Origin of the sequence: Macrococcus capreoli (assembly GCF_025628935.1) — a bacterium.
Lineage (GTDB): Bacteria > Bacillota > Bacilli > Staphylococcales > Staphylococcaceae > Macrococcoides > Macrococcoides capreoli.
The window spans coordinates 85,080-108,842 of record NZ_JAOTIS010000006.1 but is presented as its reverse complement, the minus strand read 5'-3'; the positions used below and the strand labels follow the sequence as shown (position 1 = coordinate 108,842).

Genomic DNA, 23,763 nt, shown 5'->3' with positions numbered 1-23,763 from the left:
GTTTATCTTTTTTTAAAAAAACATTTGCATAAATTATCGTTATTATGTATTATTATAAAATAATATTCATTTCATAGGAGGGCAATATATTGTTACTAAAAAAGATAATGCATTTATGTTTTATTTTCATTTTATTCATTTCGTACATACCATTAACTGCGCATGCACAAACTGATCAGTATGAAACCATCAAGAAGAATGGTGTGTTACGTGTCGGGTTATCCGCAGATTATGCACCGTATGAATTTGAAAAGTCAGCGAATGGTAAGCGTGAATATGCCGGTATCGACATCGAGTTATCGAAAAAACTGGCCAAAGATTTAGGTGTGGAACTGAAGATCGTAAATATGCAGTTTGATAGTTTACTCGGTGCTTTGAAAACAGGTAAGATTGATGTCATTATTTCTGGCATGAGTCCAACCCCGGAACGTAAGAAAGAAGTCGATTTCTCAGATTATTATATGAATGTTGAACAACGTATGATTATCCAGAAGAAAGATGAGAAAAAATTGCAAAGTGTTGAAGACTTTAAAGGAAAAAGTGTCGGGGTACAAAAGCAATCAACACAGGAAGAATTAGCAAAGTCAGAAATTCCGGATGCAAACGTTGCATCGTTAACACGTGTCCCGGATATTATTATGTCATTGAATACTGGTAAGATTGACGGTCTTATATTAGAAGGTCCTGTCGGAGAAGCTTATTTAACTCAAAATAAGAATTTAACATTCTCTAAATTACAATTTGCAAATGCAAGCAAAGGGACAGCAATCGCTTTACCGAAAGATTCACCGAAATTACTCAACGCAGTCAATCAAACGATTAAAGATGTTAAAGCACATGATTTATTGAAAGATTATAAAGAGAAAGCAAATACAGCAATGTTCGATGATGGTTCGTTTATAAGTAAATATGGCTCATTCTTCGTCCAGGGTGTAGGTGCTACAATATTAATTTCACTTATTGGTGTTGTCCTTGGCTCGCTATTTGGGAGTATGCTTGCCTTTATGAAGATCGGTAAGAATATCATACTGAAATCAATTGCCTGGATTTATATTGAATTTATCCGCGGCACACCGTTACTTGTACAAGTATTTTTAGTATACTTCGGCACGACAGCAGTGCTTGGCATAGATTTATCGGCATTTATCTGTGGTGCTATTGCACTTGTCATTAACTGTGCAGCGTATATTGCAGAAATTATTCGTGCGGGGATCAATGCTGTAGATAAAGGGCAAGCAGAAGCGGCACGTTCTCTAGGTTTAAGTCAGGCGCAAACGATGAAAAATGTGATTATGCCGCAAGCGATTAAAAATATATTACCGGCGTTAGGTAATGAATTTGTTACGGTCATCAAAGAATCTTCAATTGTTTCTGTAATTGGAGTATCTGAATTAATGTTTAATGCACAAGTTGTGCAAGGGGCATCATTCGATCCATTTACACCGTTACTAATTGTAGCCATCGTTTATTTTATTCTGACATTTGCGTTAAGTCGCGTAATGAATGTTATTGAAGGGAGAATGAGTGTTAGTGATTAAAGTGAATAATTTGCATAAATCTTTCGGTAAGACGGAAGTATTGAAAGGTATAGACTTAGAAATTTCTGAAGGAGAAGTTGTCGCGATTATCGGTCCATCCGGCAGTGGTAAATCGACATTACTACGTTGTTTAAATTTACTTGAAACGCCGACAAGTGGCGATATTATCTTTGAAGGTAATGCATTAACAGCGAAAGATACGGATATTAATCAGTTACGCCAGAAGATGGGAATGGTGTTTCAAAGTTTTAATTTATTCCCGCATAAGACTGCAAAAGAGAATTTAATGCTGGCACCGATATTGCTTGGAAAAGGTAAGAAAAATGAGCTTGAGAAGAGAGCTTTAGATTTATTAAATAAAGTTGGATTATCAGACCGTGCTGATAACTATCCGTCTCAATTATCTGGAGGACAGAAACAACGTGTTGCGATTGCCAGAGCGTTAGCGATGGATCCAGATGTCATTCTCTTTGATGAACCGACGTCAGCGCTTGATCCAGAAGTTGTAGGTGACGTGCTTGCAGTAATGAAGAAACTTGCTGAAGAAGGGATGACGATGGTTGTTGTGACACATGAAATGGGCTTTGCAAGAGAAGTAGCTGACAGAGTCGTCTTTATGGATAATGGCATAGTACAGGAAGATGCACCACCTGAAAGATTATTTAATCATCCACAGAATGAACGTGCGAAAGCATTTTTATCAAAGGTGTTATAGAAGAGGCCGTCGACAAAGCGGTTAAACTGTTAATCATAAGAGGAGAAAGACAATATGTCTCATCCTCTTATTTTTGTGTTAAAATAGTATTCTTGAATAAAGGGAGGTGTAGTGATGTATCAAAAGTTAAAGCAAGAAATAATAGAATATAGTAAGACGATAGGCATAGATGCGATAGGGTTTACAACAGCAGAACCTTTTGAATCACTACGCCCGAAACTCGAGGCCTATTACGGCAACAATTATGATTCAGGTTTCGAGAAAGGAACGATAGAAGAACGTATTAATCCTAAATTGTCTTTACCTTCAGCACAGTCCATTATCGCGATTGCGGTCGGATACCCGAATAAGCTGCCGAATGCACCGAAAAGTGTGCGCGGTGCACGTCGTGGTATATTTGCCAGAGCATCTTGGGGGATTGATTATCATACTTTATTAAATAAACGATTAGAATTGCTCGTTCAATTTATTAAAGAAAGAGTGCCTGAAGCTGAAACGATGAATATGGTAGATACAGGAGTTCTAAGTGATAGGGCAGTTGCCGAAAGAGCGGGCTTAGGATATGCTGCGAAGAATGGGTTTATCTTAAATAAAGATTTAGGAACATGGACATATCTTGGCGAAATACTCGTATCGATTCCGTTTGAGCCAGATCATCCGGTCATTGATTCGTGTTTAGATTGCACGATTTGTATTGATCGATGTCCAACTGGCGCTTTACTCGGCAATGGGCAGCTCGATTCAAATAAATGCATTAGTTTCTTAACACAGACGAAAGGCTTTATGCCGGATGAATATCGCGCTAAAATTGGCAATCGATTATATGGCTGTGATACATGCCAGCAAGTATGTCCAAAGAATCGTGGTATTAATACGACACAAGATGATATCACATTAGAATCTGAAACATTAAAGCCTTTATTAGTGCCGTTACTCAAGATGACTAACAAGCAATTTAAAGCGGAGTATGGTCATTTAGCAGGTGCATGGCGTGGCAAGAAACCCATTCAACGCAATGCAATACTCGCGCTCGCCCATTTTAAAGAATTTGAGGCAATTCCAGATTTAAAAGATGTTGCAGAGAATGATCCTCGCCCTGAAATAAAAGGTACAGCCTATTGGGCAATCGGACAAATCAGTTGCGATGAAATCGAGTATTTAAAAGCAAGATATGATAAAGAAACAGATAAAGATGTTAAAATAGAAATATTAAAAAGTATAGAAAGTGTGGAAAAATAAATGTCATCAATCAATGTAGTATTATATCAACCGGAAATACCAGCAAACACAGGAAACATTGCAAGAAGCTGCGCAGCAACTGATACGCACCTGCATTTAATTCGTCCTTTAGGATTCTCAACAGACGATAAAATGTTACGTCGTGCAGGACTGGATTACTGGCAATATGTGAATATTACTTATTATGATAGTATTGAAGAATTCTTTGAGAAGAATGAAGGTCATTATTATTTATTAACGAAGTTTGGTAAGAAGCCACATACAACATTTGATTACAGCAATACTGATGAGAAGCATTACTTCATCTTCGGACGTGAAACGACTGGTTTACCGGACTGGGTGAAAGAAAAATATATGGATACAGCATTACGTATTCCGATGAACGATAACGTTCGTTCGCTTAACTTATCGAATACAGCAGCCATTCTTATTTATGAAGCATTACGTCAACAAAACTATCCTGGTTTAAGTTAAGGAGGGACTTTGATGAATGATATCATAAAGTTATTACATCACCACCGCTCGATTCGTCAATTTAAAGATGAAACGTTATCTCAAGAAACGATAGCAACGCTTGTACGTGCCGCACAAAGTGCCTCTACATCAAGCTATGTACAAGCATACTCTATTATCGGCATTACTGATCCAGCAATTAAGCGCCAACTGCGTGATATTAGTGGTCAGTCGTATGTTGAACATAACGGGCATTTGTTTATATTTATCGCAGACTTCAATCGTCATCAAGCGTTAGGTGAACATTTGAATCAACCGATTGCTGATTACTTTGGCACGACGGAATCTTTAATTGTTGGGACTGTAGATGCAGCGCTTGCCAGTCAAAATATGGCCATCGCGGCTGAAAGTATGGGGCTTGGCATTTGTTATATCGGTTCTTTACGCAATGATATGCAGCAAGTGATTGACCTATTAGACTTACCTGAATACACGTATCCGTTATTCGGCATGGTTGTCGGTGTACCTGAAAGTGAAGGTAGTCAGAAAGAGCGATTACCAATTGATGTGGTATATCATGAGAACAGCTATAAAGCGTTTGATTATGGGGATTATGCAGAATACGATGCAGCCACTTCAGCATATTACAAAGAACGAACAAACGGTGCAAGAAACGATCAGTGGAGTGAACAAGTAGTCGGTATGCTTTCGCAAAAAGCACGACTTGATGTAGATGCTGTGATTAAACGCCAAGGATTTTTACAACAATAACACAAAAAATCCGAAGAGAATTCAATAGATGAATTGTCTTCGGATTTTTTCATTAATGGCGTCTCACGGGCAGACGCATGATAACCTTCGACAAATCTTTCAAAATCAAAAAGCGATTTTTCAGCTTTGACTCCAGTTTGCACGTGTCTAAACGCATTTGTCGACAGCCTGATTTTATTTATTTAAATCTTCTTCTTTAACACCGTAGCTAGATTCACGTCCAGCAGTTAAGATTGCTGTAAGGAAAGCGATACATACCATACCAATTAATAATGTATTCATTGATGAACCCCCTGTATTTTCTTAATGATATTATTATAACGTATTCTATAAAGATTTAAAACAACAAATAAAGGATTGATATGATGAAGGCCATTATCAACGCAAAAATTTATACAGAAGATAAAGTCATTCATAACGGCTATATTGAATTTAATGATAAGATTGTTGCCATTGGTGAAGGGGAATATTCAGGTGAAGCAGAAACAATTGATGCGCACGGTAATATGTTATTGCCAGGATTTATTGATATTCATATCCATGGTGGATACGGCGCTGACGCGATGGACGCGACACATGAATCACTTGATATGTTAACGCAAGGATTGTTGAAAGAAGGTACGACGTCCTTTTTACCGACAACGATGACTGAATCGATTCCGAGAGTAACGAATGCACTTGAAAGTATCGCCACATTTGAAAGTCAAGGTGCTGAAATACTTGGCATACATCTCGAAGGGCCGTTTATTTCGGAACATAAAGTAGGCGCGCAAGACCCCAAATTTGTAATACGTCCTACTACTACATTAATCAATCAGTTACAGCAAGCTGCACACAACAACATCAAGATTATTACGATAGCACCCGAAGTTGAAGGCGCGCTTGATGTGATACAGCATTTTGATGATATCATCTTCTCAGCTGGTCATACGACTGCTACATTTGACGAACTGAATAACGCACAATCAAAAGGCTTGAAGCACATTACACATCTCTATAATGCAGCAACACCATTTAAGCACCGAGCACCTGGAGCATTTGGTGCAGCATGGCTGAACGATAACTTAACGACCGAGTGTATTATTGACGGTGTCCATTCACATCCTGCTGCTGTTGATATTGCCTACCGCTTAAAAGGTCGCGATCGCTTTATCGTAATAACAGACGCCATGCGCGCAAAAGGATTAGGTGATGGTGTCAGTGAACTTGGCGGACAACAAGTTTATGTTAATGGCAATGAAGCACGTTTAAAAGACGGTACATTAGCAGGTAGTGTTCTCAAGATGAACGAAGGATTGAAACACTTTATGCAATATACCGGTGAATCAATGGAGCATGCATGGCGTGTGATGAGTTATAATCAAGCCGTTGCACTGAAGGTTGATGATAGAATTGGCAGCATAAAAGTCGGCAAGCAGGCAGACTTCGTATTATTAGATGAAGAATTTAATGTGTTATGTACTGTCAAAAGAGGGTATAACATATATAATAAATAATATGTAGATAAGAACATTCCTAGGAGGAACGATTATGGCGATGAATTTTAAAGTATTTGAAGATAAAGTAACGGTTTCAAACTATGTGGCAGATTTATTCAGGAAGCAAATGAATAATAATCCGACATCGATTATTGTGACGGCATTAGGTGATGAAGCAACGCACGTATTAGCTGAATTAAAGCAGGACGTTTCTAAAAATCCGGTAGATACGAGTCAAATTCATATTTTTGATTACGATAAATCTAATAGTGAGTTTAGTGCTGTAGGTATTGTCGATAAACAATATCATACTGCTACGGGCAATGATATTATGGAATTAATTAAGAATGAAGCAAAGACGAAACAAAACAAAGGCAAATTAACAACTTTATTTGCAACTGTGACACAAGATGGTTCAGTTGGATACAAATCTATTAATCAGGATGATGATAAAGGATTAAGATCTGCTCGCGAAATCATTTTAGTATTAACGGGTGCTGATAAAGCGCCAATCGTTGAGAAATTATATCAAACTGAAGCAGGTGGTAGTTTCGAAGCCGCAAATTTAAAGACACACCGCATGGTAAACGTAATATTAGATAACGCTGCTGCTGCAGGATTACCTGAAGATGTACGCGCGTATTACTTCCAAAAATTTGCGTAAAGGAATGATTAACATGTCAACATCTCATGACAATAAGAATGAAATGGTTTCAGACTTTGATGATGTCGTTAAATTAGGCAATGAAATGGAACAAATTTCAGAGCAAAATGCTGAAGCATTAGAAGATGAACATCATCACAAAGAAGATAGTGCACAATAAATTTACAAACAGTACATAGTTACATTATGTACTGTTTTTTTATGAATATTTAATGAATGTAAGCGCTGTTTAATGTAAAATATAAGTATCAAAGGATATAAGGGGAGAATTTGAATGTCATTTAGAATTGAACACGATACATTTGGTGAAATTGAAGTACCTGCTGATAAATATTGGGGTGCGCAAACGCAGCGTAGTAAACAGAACTTCCCGGTTGGTAAAGAGCAAATGCCGATTGAAGTCGTTTATGGGTTTGCACATTTGAAGAAAGCAGCTGCAATTGTTAATAAAGATTTAGGTAAATTATCTGTTGAGAAATCTGATGCGATTGTGAAAGCGTGTGATGATGTATTATCGGGTAAATTAGATACGCATTTCCCATTAGTCGTATGGCAAACAGGTTCAGGTACGCAAAGTAATATGAACGTAAACGAAGTGGTAGCGTATGTTGCGAATATGTACTTAAAAGAAGCGGGAAGTGCTGAAACAGTGCATCCAAATGATGATGTCAACAAATCACAATCATCTAACGATACGTATCCAACAGCAATGCATGTTGCTTTATATCATGAAATTGAAGCGAAATTAATGCCGGCATTAAACAACTTACGCAATACGTTAAAAGCAAAAGAAGAACAATTTACGAATATTATTAAGATCGGACGTACACATTTACAAGATGCAACGCCATTAACATTAGGACAAGAAATTTCTGGCTGGCGCTATATGTTAGATAAGTGTGAAGACTTATTAAATATTTCTAAAAAAGAATTATTAAATTTAGCTATTGGTGGTACAGCTGTAGGGACTGGGATAAATGCACATCCTGAATTTGGTGATCGCGTGGCGAAACAAATTGGTGTTCAAACTGGGTATGACTTCGTATCATCACCAAATAAATTCCATGCATTAACTGCGCATGATGAAGTGACTTTCGTACATGGCGCTTTAAAAGCATTAGCTGCAGATTTAATGAAGATTGCAAACGATGTACGTTGGTTATCATCAGGACCACGTGCTGGATTAGCAGAACTTTCAATTCCAGAGAACGAACCAGGTTCATCTATCATGCCAGGTAAAGTAAATCCTACGCAATCTGAAATGTTAACGATGGTAGCCGTTCAAGTAATGGGTAATGATGCAGCTGTTGGTATTGCAGCAAGCCAAGGTAACTTTGAGTTAAACGTATTTAAACCAGTCATTATGTATAACACATTACAATCAATTTATTTATTAGCTGACGGTATGAATTCATTTAATGATAATTGTGCGATTGGTATCGAACCGATTGAAGAAAATATTACAAACTATTTAAATCAATCATTAATGTTAGTCACAGCTTTAAACCCACATATCGGTTACGAAAAGGCAGCGTATATCGCAAAAACAGCACATAAAGAAGGTTTAACGTTAAAAGAATCAGCATTAAAATCTGGATTCTTAACAGAAGAACAATTTAATGAGTGGATTAAACCGGAAGAAATGATTCATCCAAAATAAAAAGCGTTAACTTTGAAAGGGCAGGTAAGTTATGAAAAGATTAGGTTTAGTAGATATCGGATCGAATACAATCCGTTTAGTTATTTTTGAGTATTCAAAAGAAACAGGATTACAAGAGCTACAAAATATAAAAACACCTGCACGCCTGTATCAATTTTTGAGCGATGATAAAGTGATGTCTGACAAAGGGATAGATGTGTTGTGTGAAACGTTGAATAGCTTCCAGAAAGTTGCTCAAAAGTTTAGTGTCAACGCGTTGTATCCCGTTGCGACAGCAGCTGTAAGACAAGCGACTAATATTGAAGATGTCATTGTGAAAGTGAAAGAACAAACTGGCATAGATATGCGTATTATTTCAGAACAGGAAGAAGCGTATTTTGGTTTTTACGCTGTGATTAATACGTTAGATTATGAAGATGGTGTTACGGTCGATATCGGTGGTGGTAGTACAGAAGTGACGTTCTTTGAAGATAAAGAATTAAAGTTCTCACACAGCTTCCCGTTTGGCGTTGTAACACTTCAAAATATGTTCTTTAAAGGCAAAGCGCACAATGATAAAGACGCGATTGAAGCCGCAGCCAAGTTTATTCAGGAACAGTTGAGAAGCTTGCGCTGGCTTGAGAAACGTCGCGTGCCTATTATTGCGATTGGTGGATCAGCGCGAAATATAGCGCGTATTCATCAGTCGCTTACAGAATATCCGATTGCGGGTGTTCACGGTTATGCAATGAAAGAAGCGGATCTTGATTTAGTATTTGAAAACTTAACAAGTGCGTCACAAGATGATTTAGAAGATTTGGATGGTTTGAGTCGTGACCGTCAAGATATTATCGTACCTTCTTGTGTGTTATTTAATACGTTATTTGAAGAAGTGGATGCAACAGAATTCATCTTCTCTCGTAAAGGTTTGCGTGAAGGTGTCATTATGAATATCCTCGAACAGGAGTACGTATTGCCATTCGATAAAGATAACGTATTTAAAGATTCGTTAAAGAATTTAGCGTCAGATTATAATATTAACCAGGAAGAAGCCAATCAGCGTGTCATGATTGCAGAAACACTCTATTATGAGCTGGATAAATTAGAATTGATTGAAGGTAATAAACGCGATAAGGCATTTTTAAGACATGCAGCATACCTTTATTATTTAGGAAGTTATATTGATTCGGATGCTTCGAGCCAGCATACGTATTACATTCTTTCGAATTCAAGTTTAAATGGTATTAGCCATAAAGATCGTGTGAAACTGGCATTGCTTGCAAGTTATAAGAATAAGTCTTTATTGAAATTTTATGAAGATGAAACACGCTGGTTTAATGGTGAAGAACGTGAAGTTATTCAAATGTTAGGTAGCATTCTGAAATTTGCGTATGCGTTAAATATTAGTAATACAAATATCGTGAAAGCATTGTATTTCGAAAAGAATGCTTCAGACTATAACCTTGTCATTGAATATTCTGGAGATGCAATTGCTGAAGAGTATCAGGCAGAAAGACAAAAGAAACATATTGAAAAATTGATTAAGTCAAAACTTAACCTCATTTTTACAGAATCTTTACATTAGTAATGTATAACTAGTATAGACTGAATATAAGAATACAATAAAAGTGGATGTGACGATAATGGAAAAAGTAGATTTAAACAACAAAGCATTTTACAACAATAGAGAAGTAAGTTGGGTAGGTTTTAACCGTCGCGTTATAGAGGAAGCCTTTGATAAGAAGAACCCATTACTGGAACGCCTAAAATTTTTAGCAATTGCGAGTTCAAATGCGGATGAATTCTTTATGGTGCGTGTAGGGGGGCTTAAAGATCAAGTAACGATGAACTTTAATGAACCTGAGAATAAGACACAACTCACACCGACTGAACAGTTAGTCGCAATTGATGCAGCGAATCGTGAGAATGTGACGTTACAATATAATCAATATAAGGCTTTAATTCAGGAGTTAGAAGGGTATCAAGTATTCTTTAAAGCAATCGACGAATTATCACCAGAGAATTACGAAATTATTGAACAAAAGTTTAATTTCGAAATCTTGCCAACGTTAACACCACTTGGTATAGACGCTTATAGACCTTTTCCAAAATTATCTAACAAGTCATTAAACATCTTTGTGGATGTTGAAACGGATTCAGGTGAAAAGAAATCTGCTATCGTTCAAATTCCGGCATTATTAAACCGAATTATTCAATTAAAGAATGGTGAAAAAGTAATTTTCGTTTTATTAGAAGATGTCATTAACCATTTCATTGATAAATTATTCTTCGGTTATAAAGTTATTCGTACATTTACTTTTAGAATTACAAGAAATGCAGATTTAACGATTCATGAAGATGGTGCAGAGGATTTATTAATTGAAATTGAGAAGTTTTTAAAGAAACGTAAGAGTGGAGCAGCTGTACGTTTAGAAATCGATACGCGCCATGATACGTCGATTAACGGCTCATTCTTAATGAATGAACTGGAAATTGAAGAACGTGATATTTATAAATTAGATGGGCCATTAGATTTAACAATGTTATTCCAGTTAGCTGGCATGATTGAGAAGAAATATCCACAACTTGCTTTCAAACCGTTTGAAGCAGCACCACCGAAATATTTAAACGGCGGCAATGTATATGAAGAAGCGAAAAAGCATGACGTATTCTTTCATCATCCGTATGAGTCATTCCAGCCGATTGTTGACTTTATTAAACAAGCATCAGAGGATCCAAATACACTGGCGATTAAACAAACATTGTATCGTGTATCTAGTGATTCACCAATTATTGATGCGTTAAAGAATGCTGCAGAAGCGGGGAAACAAGTGACAGTGCTTGTTGAGCTTAAAGCGCGCTTTGATGAAGAGAATAACGTACATTGGGCACGTATGCTTGAGGAAGCTGGATGTCATGTTATTTATGGTATGACGCACTTAAAGACGCACTCTAAAATTACGTTAGTCGTGAAAAAAGAAGACGACGAAGTAGTACCGTATGTGCATTTAGGTACTGGTAACTATAACGATAAAACTGCAAAAATTTACACAGACATGGGGATTATCACAACCAATAAAGAAATTGGTCAGGATGCGATGAATTTCTTTAACTATTTAAGTGGATATTCTGAGAAACCAACGTATAAGAAATTACACGTTGCACCGTTTGAAATTCGTGATGAATTCGTTGAGCATATCGATCAGGAAATTGCATGTCATAAAGAACATGGCAATGGATTGATTATTGCGAAGATGAACTCGTTAACAGATAAGACAGTTATTAAGAAATTATATGAAGCAAGTCAGGCAGGAGTTAAAGTTAAATTAATTATCCGAGGTATTTGTTGTTTACGTCCGGGAATTGCTGGCATCAGTGAAAATATTCGTGTAATTAGTATTGTAGGTCGCTTCTTAGAACACTCAAGAATCTATTATTTCTATCACAATGGGGAAGAGAAGATGTACTTATCTTCAGCGGATATGATGACACGTAATATGATTAAACGTGTGGAAATATTATTCCCTATTTTAGATCCTAAGATTGTGAATGAATTAAAAGAAATATTAGAATTACAATTAAATGATAATCAGAAAGCTCGCGAGCAAGATGCAAGTGGTGTGTATCATTATGTCCGTAATGATAAAGATGCTGTGAATTCTCAAGAAGAACTTGTGAATCAGGAGGATAATTATAAGCGTAGTTTAGTAAAAGCGACTGTATCAGAACCTAAACCGGTGATGAGTAAGCGTGCGCGATTATTAGGATTTGTAAGAGATAGATTGAAAAAATAAAGGCTGTCGACAAAGCATTTAGTCGCTGAAAAACTGTAGAAAACCCATCAGAAATTGTTCTTTTATTTCAGATGGGTTTTCGAAGTTTTCGAGGCGACTTGTTGTGTCAACAGTTTGTTAGACACTTTTCATGTATTCTTCTTTAAACACTACTGGCGTTAAATACTTTAATGAAGAATGAGACCTAAAATTTTTGTACCAATTCACATATTCAAATAATTCTGTTTCTAACTGATTCACACTTTAAAATTTAATCTGATTTACAAACTCAGTTTTTATTGCTTTCATTGTTGCTTCAGCAATAGCATTGTCGTAAGGACAACATTTGATACTTAATAAGCGTTTAATTCTAAATGTTACTAGTACTTCATCTATCAATTGGTTATCAAACTCTTTACCTCTATCAGTGTGAAATAATTTGATTTGTTCAAGATTATGATTTATTCTACTTATGACTTTTGATACTAGATTTGCATCCTTATTTTTACCTACACTGTAACCAACAATTTCTCTATTAAATAAATCTATAAATAAACATATATAAATGTCATGTTCCTGCGACTTTTACATATGTTAAATCACTTACTAGTGCCTCCATTGGTTGATCTCTATAAAAACACGATTTAAATGATTTTTAACCAGTTTTTTATTATCACTAGTGTTGCATTATATATATTAAACAGAAAAAATGTAGGAAAAACAGCATTTCATTTCGCCATTTCCCTACATTTTATAAACACCATTTACATACAATTTGTATACTCTCTTTAGTTTATATAAAATTATAATTATATAGAATTGATTTTGTATCTAGATAATTAATGATGTAGTTGTGAAATGTAATATCTAAAATTTACGTATTGTTTTAGATTTGTCTTTAAAATACCAAACAATAGAAAATAACAAAAATATCATAGTCGTTATTATATGAAATAATTCGAAATGAACAAATGATAAAACTAATAATAAAATTAAAAAATATACAATAGATATTGTTGTGATAATAATATGGGTTGATAATAGATTTCTATTGTATTCAATTAAAAGATTATTAGAAAAAATCCATATTCCCAACATAACTAATAATGTAAATAAAGAATGTTCATTTCCTCCAACAACATTTAATATAATAAAAGATATAATTACTAAAAAAATACAACACTGAATCATCCATTTAATATTCTTCATTTTCACCACTCCCCATAATTAATAGCGATTCCATCCAGTAAGAAGTGTATATCTATGGCAACCAGAGTTATAATAATATTGCCAACCATACTCGTAATAAAAACGGACACCACTGTATCCTGAAAGATATAATTTTGTACCTAACCAGGCAGTAAATAAACCTGCACCCACGTAATATCCAACAGTGGCGGAAATCGCACCGGCAACATAGGTTGCTACTCCTGATGATATTGTATAAGCATCTCCAGACAATGAAGCGATTTTACTTTTAGAAACATTGACATATCCCGTTCTTGTTGAACCACACCCATCTGATGGTACTACTTTTTCTGGTTCAGGTACACTTGATGAGAGTTGATTATTAATTTCAAATGCTGGTCTTAATAATAAATTTGAAGAGGTATCAACAACTTCGAATTTTAATTCCTTAATAATTTTATCTCCAATCATTTTTTCCACAGTATTTGGTTCGATTGAATCTACACTCTTCTGCTTTAGAGAAGCTTGATAATTAAGAGGTCTAAACTCAAATTCGTCAGCAAAAGCATTGAAAGAAAAAATATTTGACAATAGAACAGCTACAGTCGATAGAACTACCAAAAATTTCATTTTCATAAAACCCCCTCCTAAAATTTATTTAATATATAATTATCTTAAAACTCAGTATAATTTTTGTCAATATTTTTTCTGAAAATTCAAAATATTAAAGTTGATATATTTTTATTATTTTGAACTTATAAAAATTAAAAGAGAAAAGTTATAAATCCTCATTTTTTACATGTATACGTTCTAACTTATCTGTTATATCGTATACAAATGATAAATCAAACACCTTATCAACTTTTCTTACTAAATGATCTTTTGGAAACTAAAAGTTCTTGTTATATGAACCGTAGAAATTATTAATTATATTCTTCGCTTCATACCTCAGAGTAATATTATTCGATTACTTATGTATGTAAAAGTATTTCATTTTCTCTTTTTTCTTCTTCTTCAAAATAACTTGAAATTGATTCTAATATATCTATCTACGTTACCTCTCAAAATATTTTATATAGTTCTCCTAACTCTTTTCTCTAGACTCCATTTTATATCCTGCATACATGAGTTCTTGTGCTTTTGAGACACCGTTTGAGGAAGAGGCTGTTTTCAATGCGATCAGGACCGAACAAATTGGAAGCACCACCAAGAAATCGCTTTTTTGATTTCGAAGGTGGTGGTGAAATTTGACGAGGTCCTGCATTGAAAACGCCGTTTGAGATAGAGGCAGTTTTCAATGCGATCAGCCACAAACAAATCAAAACCCGCACGCTACTAATTTGTAGTGTGCGGGTTTTTCAGTTATACGAACTTTGTAATCGTTTCTACAGGTCGACGGCTACTTGTGCGTGGTTCTTTTAAAGTTTTGCCAATAGTAATAAGCATCGCTGGTATATATCGCTCATCGATATTAAATGCTTCCTGCACAGCTGTACGATTAAATCCACCGATAGCGCATGTCCCTAAATCTTTAAGCGTCGCGAAGTTCATAATTTGCATCGCTGGGAATGCAGAGTTCATAATCGCCGCTTCAACAGCATATGCTTCGTTTTCATATGCACCATTGATTTGCCCTGTTAATACGTCTTTAATATCTTGTGTAATGTCACCTGCTTCAACAGATGGATTAAACACAGTATCAACATTTTTATTCGCTTCTTTATCACCAAGAATAATAAACGTTGCACTTGAATCTTTAACTTGTGCTTGATTATAAGCTAACGGTAATAACTTTTCTTTCGCTTCGTCGCTATGAACAACAAGGAAGTTCCAATGTTGTAAGTTCCATGCTGAAGGTGCTTGATTCGCAGCCTCTAAAATGTCCATAATTTCCTGTTCAGTCATTTTATATTCAGGGTCGTATACTTTGACCGCTCTACGTGATAATAATTTGTCTTGTATTGTACTTTCCATGATGTTCCTCCTAAAAATTAAATAAAGATTTATACGATAATTATCATATAAATCTTTATATATATATGCAATTTTATTGCTTAATCTAACGTTGCAGCAATTTTCTCTTGTGTGATTGGATGAATAAATTCTAATTTATAGCTTTCAAGTGATAGTTGACGTAAGTTAGAGTCGCTGTATAATGGATCTCCAAGTACTGGATAACCAATCGCTGCTAAATGCACACGGATTTGGTGTGTACGGCCCGTTTCTAACGTCAACTCTACTTCGGCAATGCCGTCACCTAGCGCATTCGAACTTACGATATGCGTTACAGCACGGTCGCCTGTTTGAGATACACGGCGTTTATTCGGATGGAATTTATCTTTTCCGATTGGTAGATCGATTGTTTGTGTTTTTAACGGTAAATGACTTTTAACTTTTGCACGGTATGTACGTGTAATTTGTCGGTCTTCAAGCATACGGTCCAGTATTTTTTTGATGAATGGATTTTTAGCTACAAGTAGTAAACCAACCGTTTCCTGGTCCAGACGGTGTACAGGTTCAACATATTCAGAATCTAATGTATAAATCGCGTGATTAAGTAGTGTGTTTGATTCTGACATGTCATTTGGATGTGTCTTAACGCCTTTTGGCTTTACAAGAATCGCTAAATGCTCATCTTCATATTTCACTTCACATAAACGGTAGCTTGATTTATATGCACTTTTTTCTTCAGGAATCGGCAGGAACAGGCTGTCACCCGTATGGATTGTACTGCGTAATGTCGCAGGTTCGTCATTAATTGTTATTGCTTTAGACATTCTGAGTTCATGCATTGGCTTCTTTGGGATATGTAGCGATTGCAACATTGCCTCAATCGTCATGTTATCCCATGCTTCTGTAATATTTATAATCATAATTTTTTCTCCTAAATCGTATTAAGTCGTATAATAAAAGGGTAATAACTAATGACCGATAGATTATATATTCATATTTATTTATTATTTATTATTTATTATTTCTTATTTACCATTATAGATGAAACAGGAGAGAATTGACATGACAGAAGAAATTAATTTAGAGAAATTTAATAAATCAATCGAAGCGAGACAGATGACGTTTGACGATATCGATGAAATCATCGCGCTTCAAAAATTATGCTTTCCAGGAATGGAACCTTGGGAAAGAGCGCATTTAGAGTCACATTTAAGTTTATTTCCACGCGGACAGATGGTAATAGAATTTGATGGGAAAATCATTGGTTCATGTTCTAGTTTAATCATTAACTTTGATGAGTATGATGATAAACATACATGGAATGATATTACTGATTCAGGATATATTACGAACCATAACGAAAATGGCCATAATTTATATGGTATTGAAGTCATGGTCCATCCAGATTACCGTGGTATGCGTGTTGGTCAACGTTTGTATGAAGCACGACGTGAAATTGCTTATGAATTAAACTTGAAGTCGATTATCATCGGAGGACGTATTCCGAACTATCATCAGTATCAGGACGAGTTAACGCCACGTGAATATGTAAATAATGTGATGAAGCGTAAGATTAAAGATCCTGTGTTAACATTCCAGTTTATGAATGGCTTTACGTTAATGCGTATTAATCCGAACTATTTAAAAGATGATGTTAAGAGTAGTAAATATGCGACTTTAATGGAGTGGAATAACCCAGACTTCGTTGCGAAATCAAATTTACATTTCAGAACAAGTTACCCGGTAAGAATTTGTACGGTGAACTATATGATGCGTAAAATCGATTCATTTGAAGAGTTTGCGAATCAAATTGAGTATTTTGTAGATGTAGCATATGATGCGGGTAGTGACTTTATCGTCTTCCCTGAATTGCTGACGACACAGTTGATGAGTTTCGATGAGAAGCGTAATCCTGCAGAATCGATTCGTCAGTTAACGAAATATACTGAGCAGTACATTGAAATGTTCAATGAATTTGCAATGCGTTATAATATTAACATTATCGGTGGTAGTCACTTCGTCGAAGAAAATGAAGATATTTATAATATTTCGTATTTATTCCGTCGTGATGGCTCAATTGAAAAGCAATATAAAATCCACGTTACGCCGAACGAACGCAGATGGTGGGGGATTTCACCTGGTAAGAAAGTTGAAGTATTTGATACGGACTGTGGTAAAATTGCGATTCAAATTTGTTATGATAGTGAGTTCCCTGAAATGGCGCGTATAGCAACAGAAAAAGGTGCGAAAATTATATTCACACCATTCTCAACTGAAGATAGACAAAGTTATTTACGTGTAAAATATTGTTCGATGGCACGTGCAATTGAGAATCAAATTTATACAGTAACGAGTGGAACTTGCGGTAACTTACCACAAACTGAAAACATGGACATTCAATATTCAGCTTCAGGTATTTATACGCCAAGCGATTTCGGATTTGCGCGTGACGGTATTGTTGGTGAAACAGGTGAGAATGACGAAATGGTGATTATCGGTGATGTAGATTTAGAAGTATTACGCCGTGGTCGTGAAGACGGTACAGTACGTCAATTACGTGATAGAAGACATGATTTATATCGCGTTGAATACAAACGTGACTAAGAAAGATATGGTGTTTGAATGAAGAATAGTACATTACTATTAAAAGAAATCGCAGAATATTTGAATGAAGAGACTGAAGTCTATTCAATGATGCATGGTGCCCTTAATCGATTGGTTGAGGGGACCAATTTTTCTACTGGATGGATATTCTTTATTGATGAAGACGGTAAACATACTTTGGCATCAGATTACGGCTTACCAGATGCTCTATTAATGGACGACTGTCGTTATATGACAGAAGGCCCTTGTTGGTGTGTATCCAGGTATCATCAGAAGAAGTTAACAAAAGCAAGCAATATTATTACGTGTTCGCGCATTGTTAAAGCCAACAAACAATATAGTGATAAGACAGGTGGTATCACACATCACGCGACAGTGCCACTTCAATCAGGTGACGAACGATTTGGTTTGTTGAATGTCGCGACACCGCATACACAAGTATATTCAGAAGAAGATTTAGCACTGCTGGAATCGATTGCGTTCCAAATCGGTAGTGCGATTAAACGTATTTATTTAACTGAGCGTGAACGTGAGACTGCGTTACAAGAAGAGAGGAATCGGTTGGCACGTGACTTGCATGATTCAGTTAATCAGATGTTATTTTCGTTAAAGTTGACGGCACATGCCGCAAGTACAATGACTGAAGATGAGCGTTCTAAGCAGGCATTTCAAATGATTGAAGCAACGAGTCAGGATGCTGTCAATGAAATGCGCGCGTTAATATGGCAGTTGAAGCCTGTTGGATTAGAGCAAGGATTAGTTGATGCAGTGAAACAGTACGCGAATGTATTAGGATTAACTGTTGATATAAAAGTGGCTGGTTTATTAAATCTTGAAAGTCGTATTGAGAATACGTTATTTAGAATCATCCAGGAAGCAATGAACAATGTGAAGAAACATGCCGCAACTGATTACGTCGGGATTCAGTTAAAGCAAAGTGGCGAACAGTTGTATATGCGAATTGAAGATAAAGGAAAAGGCTTTAAAGTGAATGCTGCGAAGACATTGCCGACGCATGGATTGAAGAATATAGTGCAACGCGCGACTGAAATTGGAGCAGAAGTGATGATGGATAGTAAGATTAACGAAGGTACTTTAATTGAATTATATTATCCGAAAGGACGAAGTTATGAAGATAATAATCGTTGATGATCATCATATTGTGAGACAAGGCATGAAATTCTTATTATCAACAGAAAAAGCTTTCGAAGTAGTGGCGGACTTTAGTGATGGTAGTGAATTAATTTCGTATTTAGCAATGCATGATCAGCCGGATTTAATTATTATGGACTTAGTGATGCCGAATATGAATGGCATAGCAACGACGAAAGTAATCAAGCGCGATTATCCGAATGTATTGGTGCTGATCTTATCGAGTTTTGTCGATGAGGAGCATGTGATGGGTGTGATTGAAGCGGGTGCAGATGGCTATGAAATGAAAGATAGTGAGCCGGATGTGTTAATTCAAACGATTAAACGCGTATTGTCGGGTGAAGCAGCGTTCCATCCGAGTGTCGAGGCATATAAAGCATCGGGTTTAAATTTACCGCATGTGAAGAATCCACTATCGAAGCGAGAACTTGAAGTGTTAGAAGAGATGTCTAAAGGACTGACGAATAAAGAAATCGCAGAGAAGTTATTCGTTTCAGAGAAGACAGTGAAGACACACGTGAGTCATATATTTACTAAGCTTGAAGTAAAGGATAGAACACAGGCATCTATGTACGGCGCGAAGTATAATTTGTATAAGTAGGATGCTGTGTGCGTGCAATATCGAAGCTGACATGACTGATATATGCGAAATATCTGTCATGTGAGCAGACGAAAAAATAATCGTTCATCCCACATGTCCATTATTGAGCATTTAATGGACAAGTGAAGCGAAAATATCACGAAAAAATCTTCGACATGTCCATTATTGAGCATTTAATGGACAAGTGACTTCCAAAATCGGATCCAAAATATTAAAGCCGGCATCGCTACTGAAGCAATGTCGGCTTAATATTATAATACGTCTTGAAATTCTGGTGTTTCGTCAATAACTTTTTTAACAAATGGGCAGATCGGTAAGATTTTCTTATTGTTAGCACGTGCATATTTCACAGCTGCTTCAACAAGTTGTTTACCAGCACCTTCACCACGTAATTCGTCGATAACTTCAGTATGATCGATAATAAGTTGATCGCCATTCTCTACATAAGTCATCTGACCTTTCGGACTAGAGATATCTCCGATATAAAATAAATTTTCTTTTCTGTTAACATGCATCATTATAAACACCTCATATTTTCTTATTATATTCAGTATACGTTGTACATATCATTATAAAAAGAAATATGAGATATCATTTGAAAGTTGATTGGGATAAATATACAATTTAACCAACGAGGTGAGGTTATGATTGATAAATGGTGGGCTAAAGATGAGTGGTTATCTTTGATATTCATGATAAGCTACATCGTTATGAAAGAATGGTTACCATTAATGTGGGCTGAACGCATTGTTCTTACATTATTAATAATTATTATATTATTTTTCGTTATAAAACTTACTATCTATATTGTAAATTTATATTTACATACTGACATATCGAATATAAATTTTTTTATTAATAAGAAAACAGATTTTTTTATTATATGGGTAATACCTATACTTTTCAAACTCTCCACATTTTATATAGTCTATGTTGTCCTTATGGTCGAGTGGGGGAATCTTTGGCATTATGTAATGGTATTTGGTGGCATCATCCTTGTATTGATTATGTTTGACGAATATTTTGAAAGGCATAGTGAGTTAAGGGCGTTAATAAATCATAAAGACGAGACACCATAACTTCGGTATCTCGTCTTTTCCTATATATTCTTCTATTCATGCGGTTCTAAATGGACGATTGTTTCAATCGCACCGTAAGCTTCTTTTATATCATGTTCGATATGTTCTGTAATGTCATGGCTTTCTTTCACTGTTAAATGTGCATCGACAGTTACGGTCACATCAATAAATGTCATAACACCGTGGTTTCTTCCTTTTATATCAACGACGGATAATACATCTTCGACATTTAGTATAATTTCCTTCATTTCTTCTAACGTTTCAGCGTCAAATCCATCGGTCAACGTAATCGCTGTTTCAAAGAAGATTTCAATCGCAGTCTTCATTATAAGCAGTCCAACTACAATCGCTGCTACAGTATCTAAGAAAGGGAATCCCATAAATACTCCGACAATCCCAATAAACGTACCTAGTGACACGAGTGCATCGGATAAGTTATCAGCAGCTGCAGCTTTGAGTGCGCTTGAATCTACTTTCTTCGCCAGATTTCGATTGTAGAAATAAACAAGTAACATCGCTAAAGCTGAAAGGATAGCGACGACCGCAGTTTCCACTGATGGATTAGAAAATTCCTGATAAATATAATGTCGAATGCCTTGTATGATAACTTGAACACTCACTGCAAACATAATAAACGAAGCGATTAATGAGCCGATATATTCAGAACGGTAATGGCCATAGTTATGGTTATCATCTGCTGGTTTCATACTAATCGCAAGTCCAATAAGCAATGCGACAGATGAAATGACGTCAGTAGCATTATTCAATCCATCGGCCACTAATGCTTGTGAATCATTTATATACCCAAACAGTAACTTTAATGTTGTCAGTAATACGTACATAATAATACTAACTTTTGCCCCTTGCTGGGCTTTCGCGAGTTGATCTTTTACTTGCACATTATTCATCCTCTCAACTAAGTCATGCTTTATTATTATCAAGCAAATATATTAAATTTTCTAGTTAAACTACTTATAAATTTATTTTTTAATAATTCAAAAGTAATTGAACTTTGCAAAAGATGTTTAATATTTGTATGAAAGTTGCATAATTGTGACAACAAAAAAATAAATTTTAAAAAAGAAATGACTTTTTAAACGTTTCCTCTTTTAATTTTATGTAAATTATATTAAGATGGTAAAGTCACTTTAGATGAATGTGTATTATTTCAACTTATAAGTTAAGAGCATTTGCTGACATAAATTAATATTTAGAAAGAAAGGTCGTAGAAAAAATGGATAAACAACAGTTCACAGATTTACTTCAAACAAAATTTAAAATGGTGCGTATCGAAGCGGGATATACACAAGATACTATGGCTCAAACAATTGGACTTTCAAAGAAGACATTAGTACAAATTGAAAAAGAGCGCGTATTACCAAACTGGACAACTTGTGTTTCTTTATGTGCTTTATTTAGAGATTCAGAAGTATTACAAAATACATTAGGAGGCGACCCATTAGAAGTAATCCAAGTGATTTCTCGTGGTGCATGTGCTTACCCTGATGCTGATAACAAAAATGAATTATGGTGGACTACGATTGAATCTGATCGCGATATCGTGTTACAACAAAACAAAATTTCTAACCTTTACCGTGTATTAGACGGTTCTACACAACCTGTATACGGTTCTAACAAAGCGCGTGAAGCAGAAATGTTCTTTAACAAGAAGAAAAGTGAAAACTTAGTAACTGTATAATAAATCAAAACAAACGCACTTTCGCGTTTGTTTTTTTTATAGAGAGGTATTAAACTTATACATATTAAAATGAATGAGGTGGCAATTTGAACGCAATATTAGTTGTACTATTTATGGGCTTAATTGGTGCGTTAATTGGTGGTTTCACTAACTATATCGCCATTAAGATGTTATTTAGGCCATTTGAGCCGAAGTTTTTATTTGGGAAACAACTTCCCTTTACACCAGGGCTTATTCCGAAACGTCGCAATGAATTATCCGTTAAAATGGGAGAGATGGTGACTGCGCATTTATTAACACCCGAAGTGTTTAAAGAGAAATTAATGACGCCACAAACGGAAAAGTTAATTAAAGACTTTATCGTACGCCAAATTCAAACATTAAAAGAAGGCGAATATTCGATTGATGACTTTGCACAACGCTTTGATATTGATGTTGCTGCTTTAAGTAATGAGCAGTTGCGTCAGCAGTTATCAAAAGTGATTGATAACACATTATTTGCTCATATAGATGATACGCTTGAGCAATTGCTTCCTGCAGATTTACGTGAAAAGCTTGATATACAAGTTGAAGCTTTATCACCTATGATAATGGTGAAGTTACGTGATTATGTGAATTCTACCAAAGGATATAACGACATTATGCAGATGATTGATCGTTTCTTTATGGAGAAAGGGCGCTTCGTAAGCATGATCCAAATGTTTATGACGAAAGAAATGATTGCTGAACGCGTAATTAAAGAATTCAATGCATTGAGTAAAGAAGAGAAATTAAATCAAATTATTGAAACTGAAGTACAACGAGAATATCAATCTTTATTAACGAAACAACCATCAAGATTTATCAGTACACAAGATTTACTTGTGATGAAAGAGAATGTTATTAAACAAATCATTGCACAAGTAAATATTAAACACTATACAGCTACACCGTTGATTCAGCTTGCACCGAAAGCGTTTGAATATATGGAAGGAGCCGGTAGTGATCGATTTGTCCATTATGTTATTTCAAAGACGTCAGACAATATTGCTGAAATTTTAGAGAAAGTACATATTGCTGAAATTGTTAAGCAGCAAATTGATAACTTTGAATTGTCATTTTTAGAGCAACTTGTTATTGAAATTTCAAATAAAGAGTTAAAGATGATTACGTTTTTAGGATTTTTACTTGGTGGTATTATTGGATTAATTCAAGGCGTTATTGCCCTCTTTGTATAA

The 23,763-nt window shown here is 35.5% G+C and carries 24 protein-coding genes; 17 read left to right on the top strand and 7 right to left on the bottom strand.

Features of this window, described 5'->3' with window-relative positions:
* Nucleotides 1-107: 107 nt before the first annotated feature.
* The 11 genes from OCL94_RS06190 (at nucleotide 108) to OCL94_RS06140 (ending at nucleotide 12,291) form a co-directional block, all read left to right on the top strand.
* Entirely contained in the window at nucleotides 108-1,538 is a 1,431-nt protein-coding gene (locus OCL94_RS06190) for an ABC transporter substrate-binding protein/permease (RefSeq protein ID WP_411268487.1), read from the top strand.
* Nucleotides 1,531-2,253, top strand: a complete 723-nt coding sequence (locus tag OCL94_RS06185; protein WP_262995699.1) for an amino acid ABC transporter ATP-binding protein — start codon at nucleotides 1,531-1,533, stop codon at nucleotides 2,251-2,253. The genes OCL94_RS06190 and OCL94_RS06185 overlap by 8 nt, the downstream gene beginning before the upstream one ends.
* A gap of 114 nt (nucleotides 2,254-2,367) precedes the next feature.
* Complete coding sequence (queG, locus tag OCL94_RS06180; protein WP_411268484.1) at nucleotides 2,368-3,492, top strand: tRNA epoxyqueuosine(34) reductase QueG; 1,125 nt, start codon at nucleotides 2,368-2,370, stop codon at nucleotides 3,490-3,492.
* Nucleotides 3,493-3,966 carry a tRNA (uridine(34)/cytosine(34)/5-carboxymethylaminomethyluridine(34)-2'-O)-methyltransferase TrmL gene (gene trmL, locus OCL94_RS06175; RefSeq protein WP_262995642.1) on the top strand — a complete coding sequence of 158 codons (474 nt, stop codon included), beginning with the start codon at nucleotides 3,493-3,495 and terminating at the stop codon, nucleotides 3,964-3,966.
* Between the two features lie 12 nt (nucleotides 3,967-3,978).
* A complete protein-coding gene (gene nfsA, locus OCL94_RS06170) occupies nucleotides 3,979-4,716 on the top strand; it encodes an oxygen-insensitive NADPH nitroreductase (protein ID WP_262995640.1) in 738 nt (245 codons plus the stop codon).
* Between the two features lie 362 nt (nucleotides 4,717-5,078).
* The gene (gene nagA / locus OCL94_RS06165; RefSeq protein WP_262995639.1) at nucleotides 5,079-6,212 is read left to right on the top strand and encodes an N-acetylglucosamine-6-phosphate deacetylase; all 1,134 of its coding nucleotides are present in this window, start codon (nucleotides 5,079-5,081) and stop codon (nucleotides 6,210-6,212) included.
* Nucleotides 6,213-6,246: 34 nt separating this feature from the next.
* Nucleotides 6,247-6,858 (top strand): 6-phosphogluconolactonase, encoded by a 612-nt coding sequence (locus OCL94_RS06160; protein ID WP_262995637.1) that lies wholly within the window; start codon nucleotides 6,247-6,249, stop codon nucleotides 6,856-6,858.
* A 13-nt stretch (nucleotides 6,859-6,871) separates the two neighbouring features.
* Nucleotides 6,872-7,018, top strand: a complete 147-nt coding sequence (locus OCL94_RS06155; RefSeq protein WP_262995635.1) for an SAS053 family DNA gyrase inhibitor — start codon at nucleotides 6,872-6,874, stop codon at nucleotides 7,016-7,018.
* 114 nt (nucleotides 7,019-7,132) lie between these two features.
* Nucleotides 7,133-8,518, top strand: coding sequence for a class II fumarate hydratase (fumC, locus tag OCL94_RS06150; protein ID WP_262995633.1), 1,386 nt, complete (start codon nucleotides 7,133-7,135; stop codon nucleotides 8,516-8,518).
* A gap of 31 nt (nucleotides 8,519-8,549) precedes the next feature.
* Nucleotides 8,550-10,082, top strand: coding sequence for an exopolyphosphatase (ppx, locus tag OCL94_RS06145; RefSeq protein ID WP_262995631.1), 1,533 nt, complete (start codon nucleotides 8,550-8,552; stop codon nucleotides 10,080-10,082).
* Nucleotides 10,083-10,140: 58 nt separating this feature from the next.
* Nucleotides 10,141-12,291, top strand: coding sequence for an RNA degradosome polyphosphate kinase (locus tag OCL94_RS06140; RefSeq protein ID WP_411268483.1), 2,151 nt, complete (start codon nucleotides 10,141-10,143; stop codon nucleotides 12,289-12,291).
* A 117-nt stretch (nucleotides 12,292-12,408) separates the two neighbouring features.
* Here OCL94_RS06140 and OCL94_RS13305 read toward each other — a convergent pair whose 3' ends face one another.
* The 5 genes from OCL94_RS13305 to OCL94_RS06125 form a co-directional block, all read right to left on the bottom strand.
* Complete coding sequence (locus OCL94_RS13305; protein ID WP_411268482.1) at nucleotides 12,409-12,531, bottom strand: IS3 family transposase; 123 nt, start codon at nucleotides 12,529-12,531, stop codon at nucleotides 12,409-12,411.
* 3 nt (nucleotides 12,532-12,534) lie between these two features.
* A complete protein-coding gene (locus tag OCL94_RS13300; RefSeq protein WP_411268486.1) occupies nucleotides 12,535-12,837 on the bottom strand; it encodes a DDE-type integrase/transposase/recombinase in 303 nt (100 codons plus the stop codon).
* Between the two features lie 660 nt (nucleotides 12,838-13,497).
* Entirely contained in the window at nucleotides 13,498-14,094 is a 597-nt protein-coding gene (locus tag OCL94_RS06135) for a hypothetical protein (RefSeq protein ID WP_262995627.1), read from the bottom strand.
* A gap of 726 nt (nucleotides 14,095-14,820) precedes the next feature.
* On the bottom strand, nucleotides 14,821-15,432 hold the full coding sequence (locus OCL94_RS06130; RefSeq protein ID WP_262995625.1) for a nitroreductase family protein: 612 nt from the start codon (nucleotides 15,430-15,432) through the stop codon (nucleotides 14,821-14,823).
* A gap of 80 nt (nucleotides 15,433-15,512) precedes the next feature.
* Nucleotides 15,513-16,331, bottom strand: a complete 819-nt coding sequence (locus tag OCL94_RS06125; protein WP_262995623.1) for an RluA family pseudouridine synthase — start codon at nucleotides 16,329-16,331, stop codon at nucleotides 15,513-15,515.
* 142 nt (nucleotides 16,332-16,473) lie between these two features.
* Here OCL94_RS06125 and OCL94_RS06120 point away from each other — a divergent pair, with 142 nt between their 5' ends.
* Genes OCL94_RS06120 through OCL94_RS06110 form a run of 3 tightly spaced genes read left to right on the top strand, consistent with a single transcriptional unit; the run spans nucleotide 16,474 to nucleotide 19,768 of the window.
* Nucleotides 16,474-18,015, top strand: coding sequence for a bifunctional GNAT family N-acetyltransferase/carbon-nitrogen hydrolase family protein (locus tag OCL94_RS06120; RefSeq protein ID WP_262995621.1), 1,542 nt, complete (start codon nucleotides 16,474-16,476; stop codon nucleotides 18,013-18,015).
* Nucleotides 18,016-18,033: 18 nt separating this feature from the next.
* Nucleotides 18,034-19,164, top strand: coding sequence for a GAF domain-containing sensor histidine kinase (locus OCL94_RS06115; protein ID WP_262995619.1), 1,131 nt, complete (start codon nucleotides 18,034-18,036; stop codon nucleotides 19,162-19,164).
* Nucleotides 19,145-19,768: a response regulator transcription factor gene (locus OCL94_RS06110; protein WP_262995617.1), complete on the top strand. Its 624-nt coding sequence runs from the start codon at nucleotides 19,145-19,147 to the stop codon at nucleotides 19,766-19,768. Before OCL94_RS06115 ends, OCL94_RS06110 begins: the two co-directional genes overlap by 20 nt.
* A 251-nt stretch (nucleotides 19,769-20,019) precedes the next feature.
* On the opposite strand, the gene OCL94_RS06105 is transcribed toward OCL94_RS06110, so the two are convergent.
* The gene (locus OCL94_RS06105) at nucleotides 20,020-20,286 is read right to left on the bottom strand and encodes a GNAT family N-acetyltransferase (RefSeq protein ID WP_262995615.1); all 267 of its coding nucleotides are present in this window, start codon (nucleotides 20,284-20,286) and stop codon (nucleotides 20,020-20,022) included.
* Between the two features lie 126 nt (nucleotides 20,287-20,412).
* On the opposite strand from OCL94_RS06105, the gene OCL94_RS06100 reads away from it, so the two are divergent.
* The gene (locus OCL94_RS06100; RefSeq protein ID WP_262995613.1) at nucleotides 20,413-20,847 is read left to right on the top strand and encodes a hypothetical protein; all 435 of its coding nucleotides are present in this window, start codon (nucleotides 20,413-20,415) and stop codon (nucleotides 20,845-20,847) included.
* Between the two features lie 32 nt (nucleotides 20,848-20,879).
* On the opposite strand, the gene OCL94_RS06095 is transcribed toward OCL94_RS06100, so the two are convergent.
* Nucleotides 20,880-21,755: a cation diffusion facilitator family transporter gene (locus OCL94_RS06095; protein ID WP_262995610.1), complete on the bottom strand. Its 876-nt coding sequence runs from the start codon at nucleotides 21,753-21,755 to the stop codon at nucleotides 20,880-20,882.
* A 326-nt stretch (nucleotides 21,756-22,081) separates the two neighbouring features.
* Between OCL94_RS06095 and xdrA the strand changes: the two genes are divergently transcribed.
* Nucleotides 22,082-22,546, top strand: a complete 465-nt coding sequence (xdrA, locus tag OCL94_RS06090; RefSeq protein WP_262995609.1) for an XRE family transcriptional regulator XdrA — start codon at nucleotides 22,082-22,084, stop codon at nucleotides 22,544-22,546.
* Between the two features lie 86 nt (nucleotides 22,547-22,632).
* A complete protein-coding gene (locus OCL94_RS06085) occupies nucleotides 22,633-23,763 on the top strand; it encodes a DUF445 domain-containing protein (RefSeq protein ID WP_262995607.1) in 1,131 nt (376 codons plus the stop codon).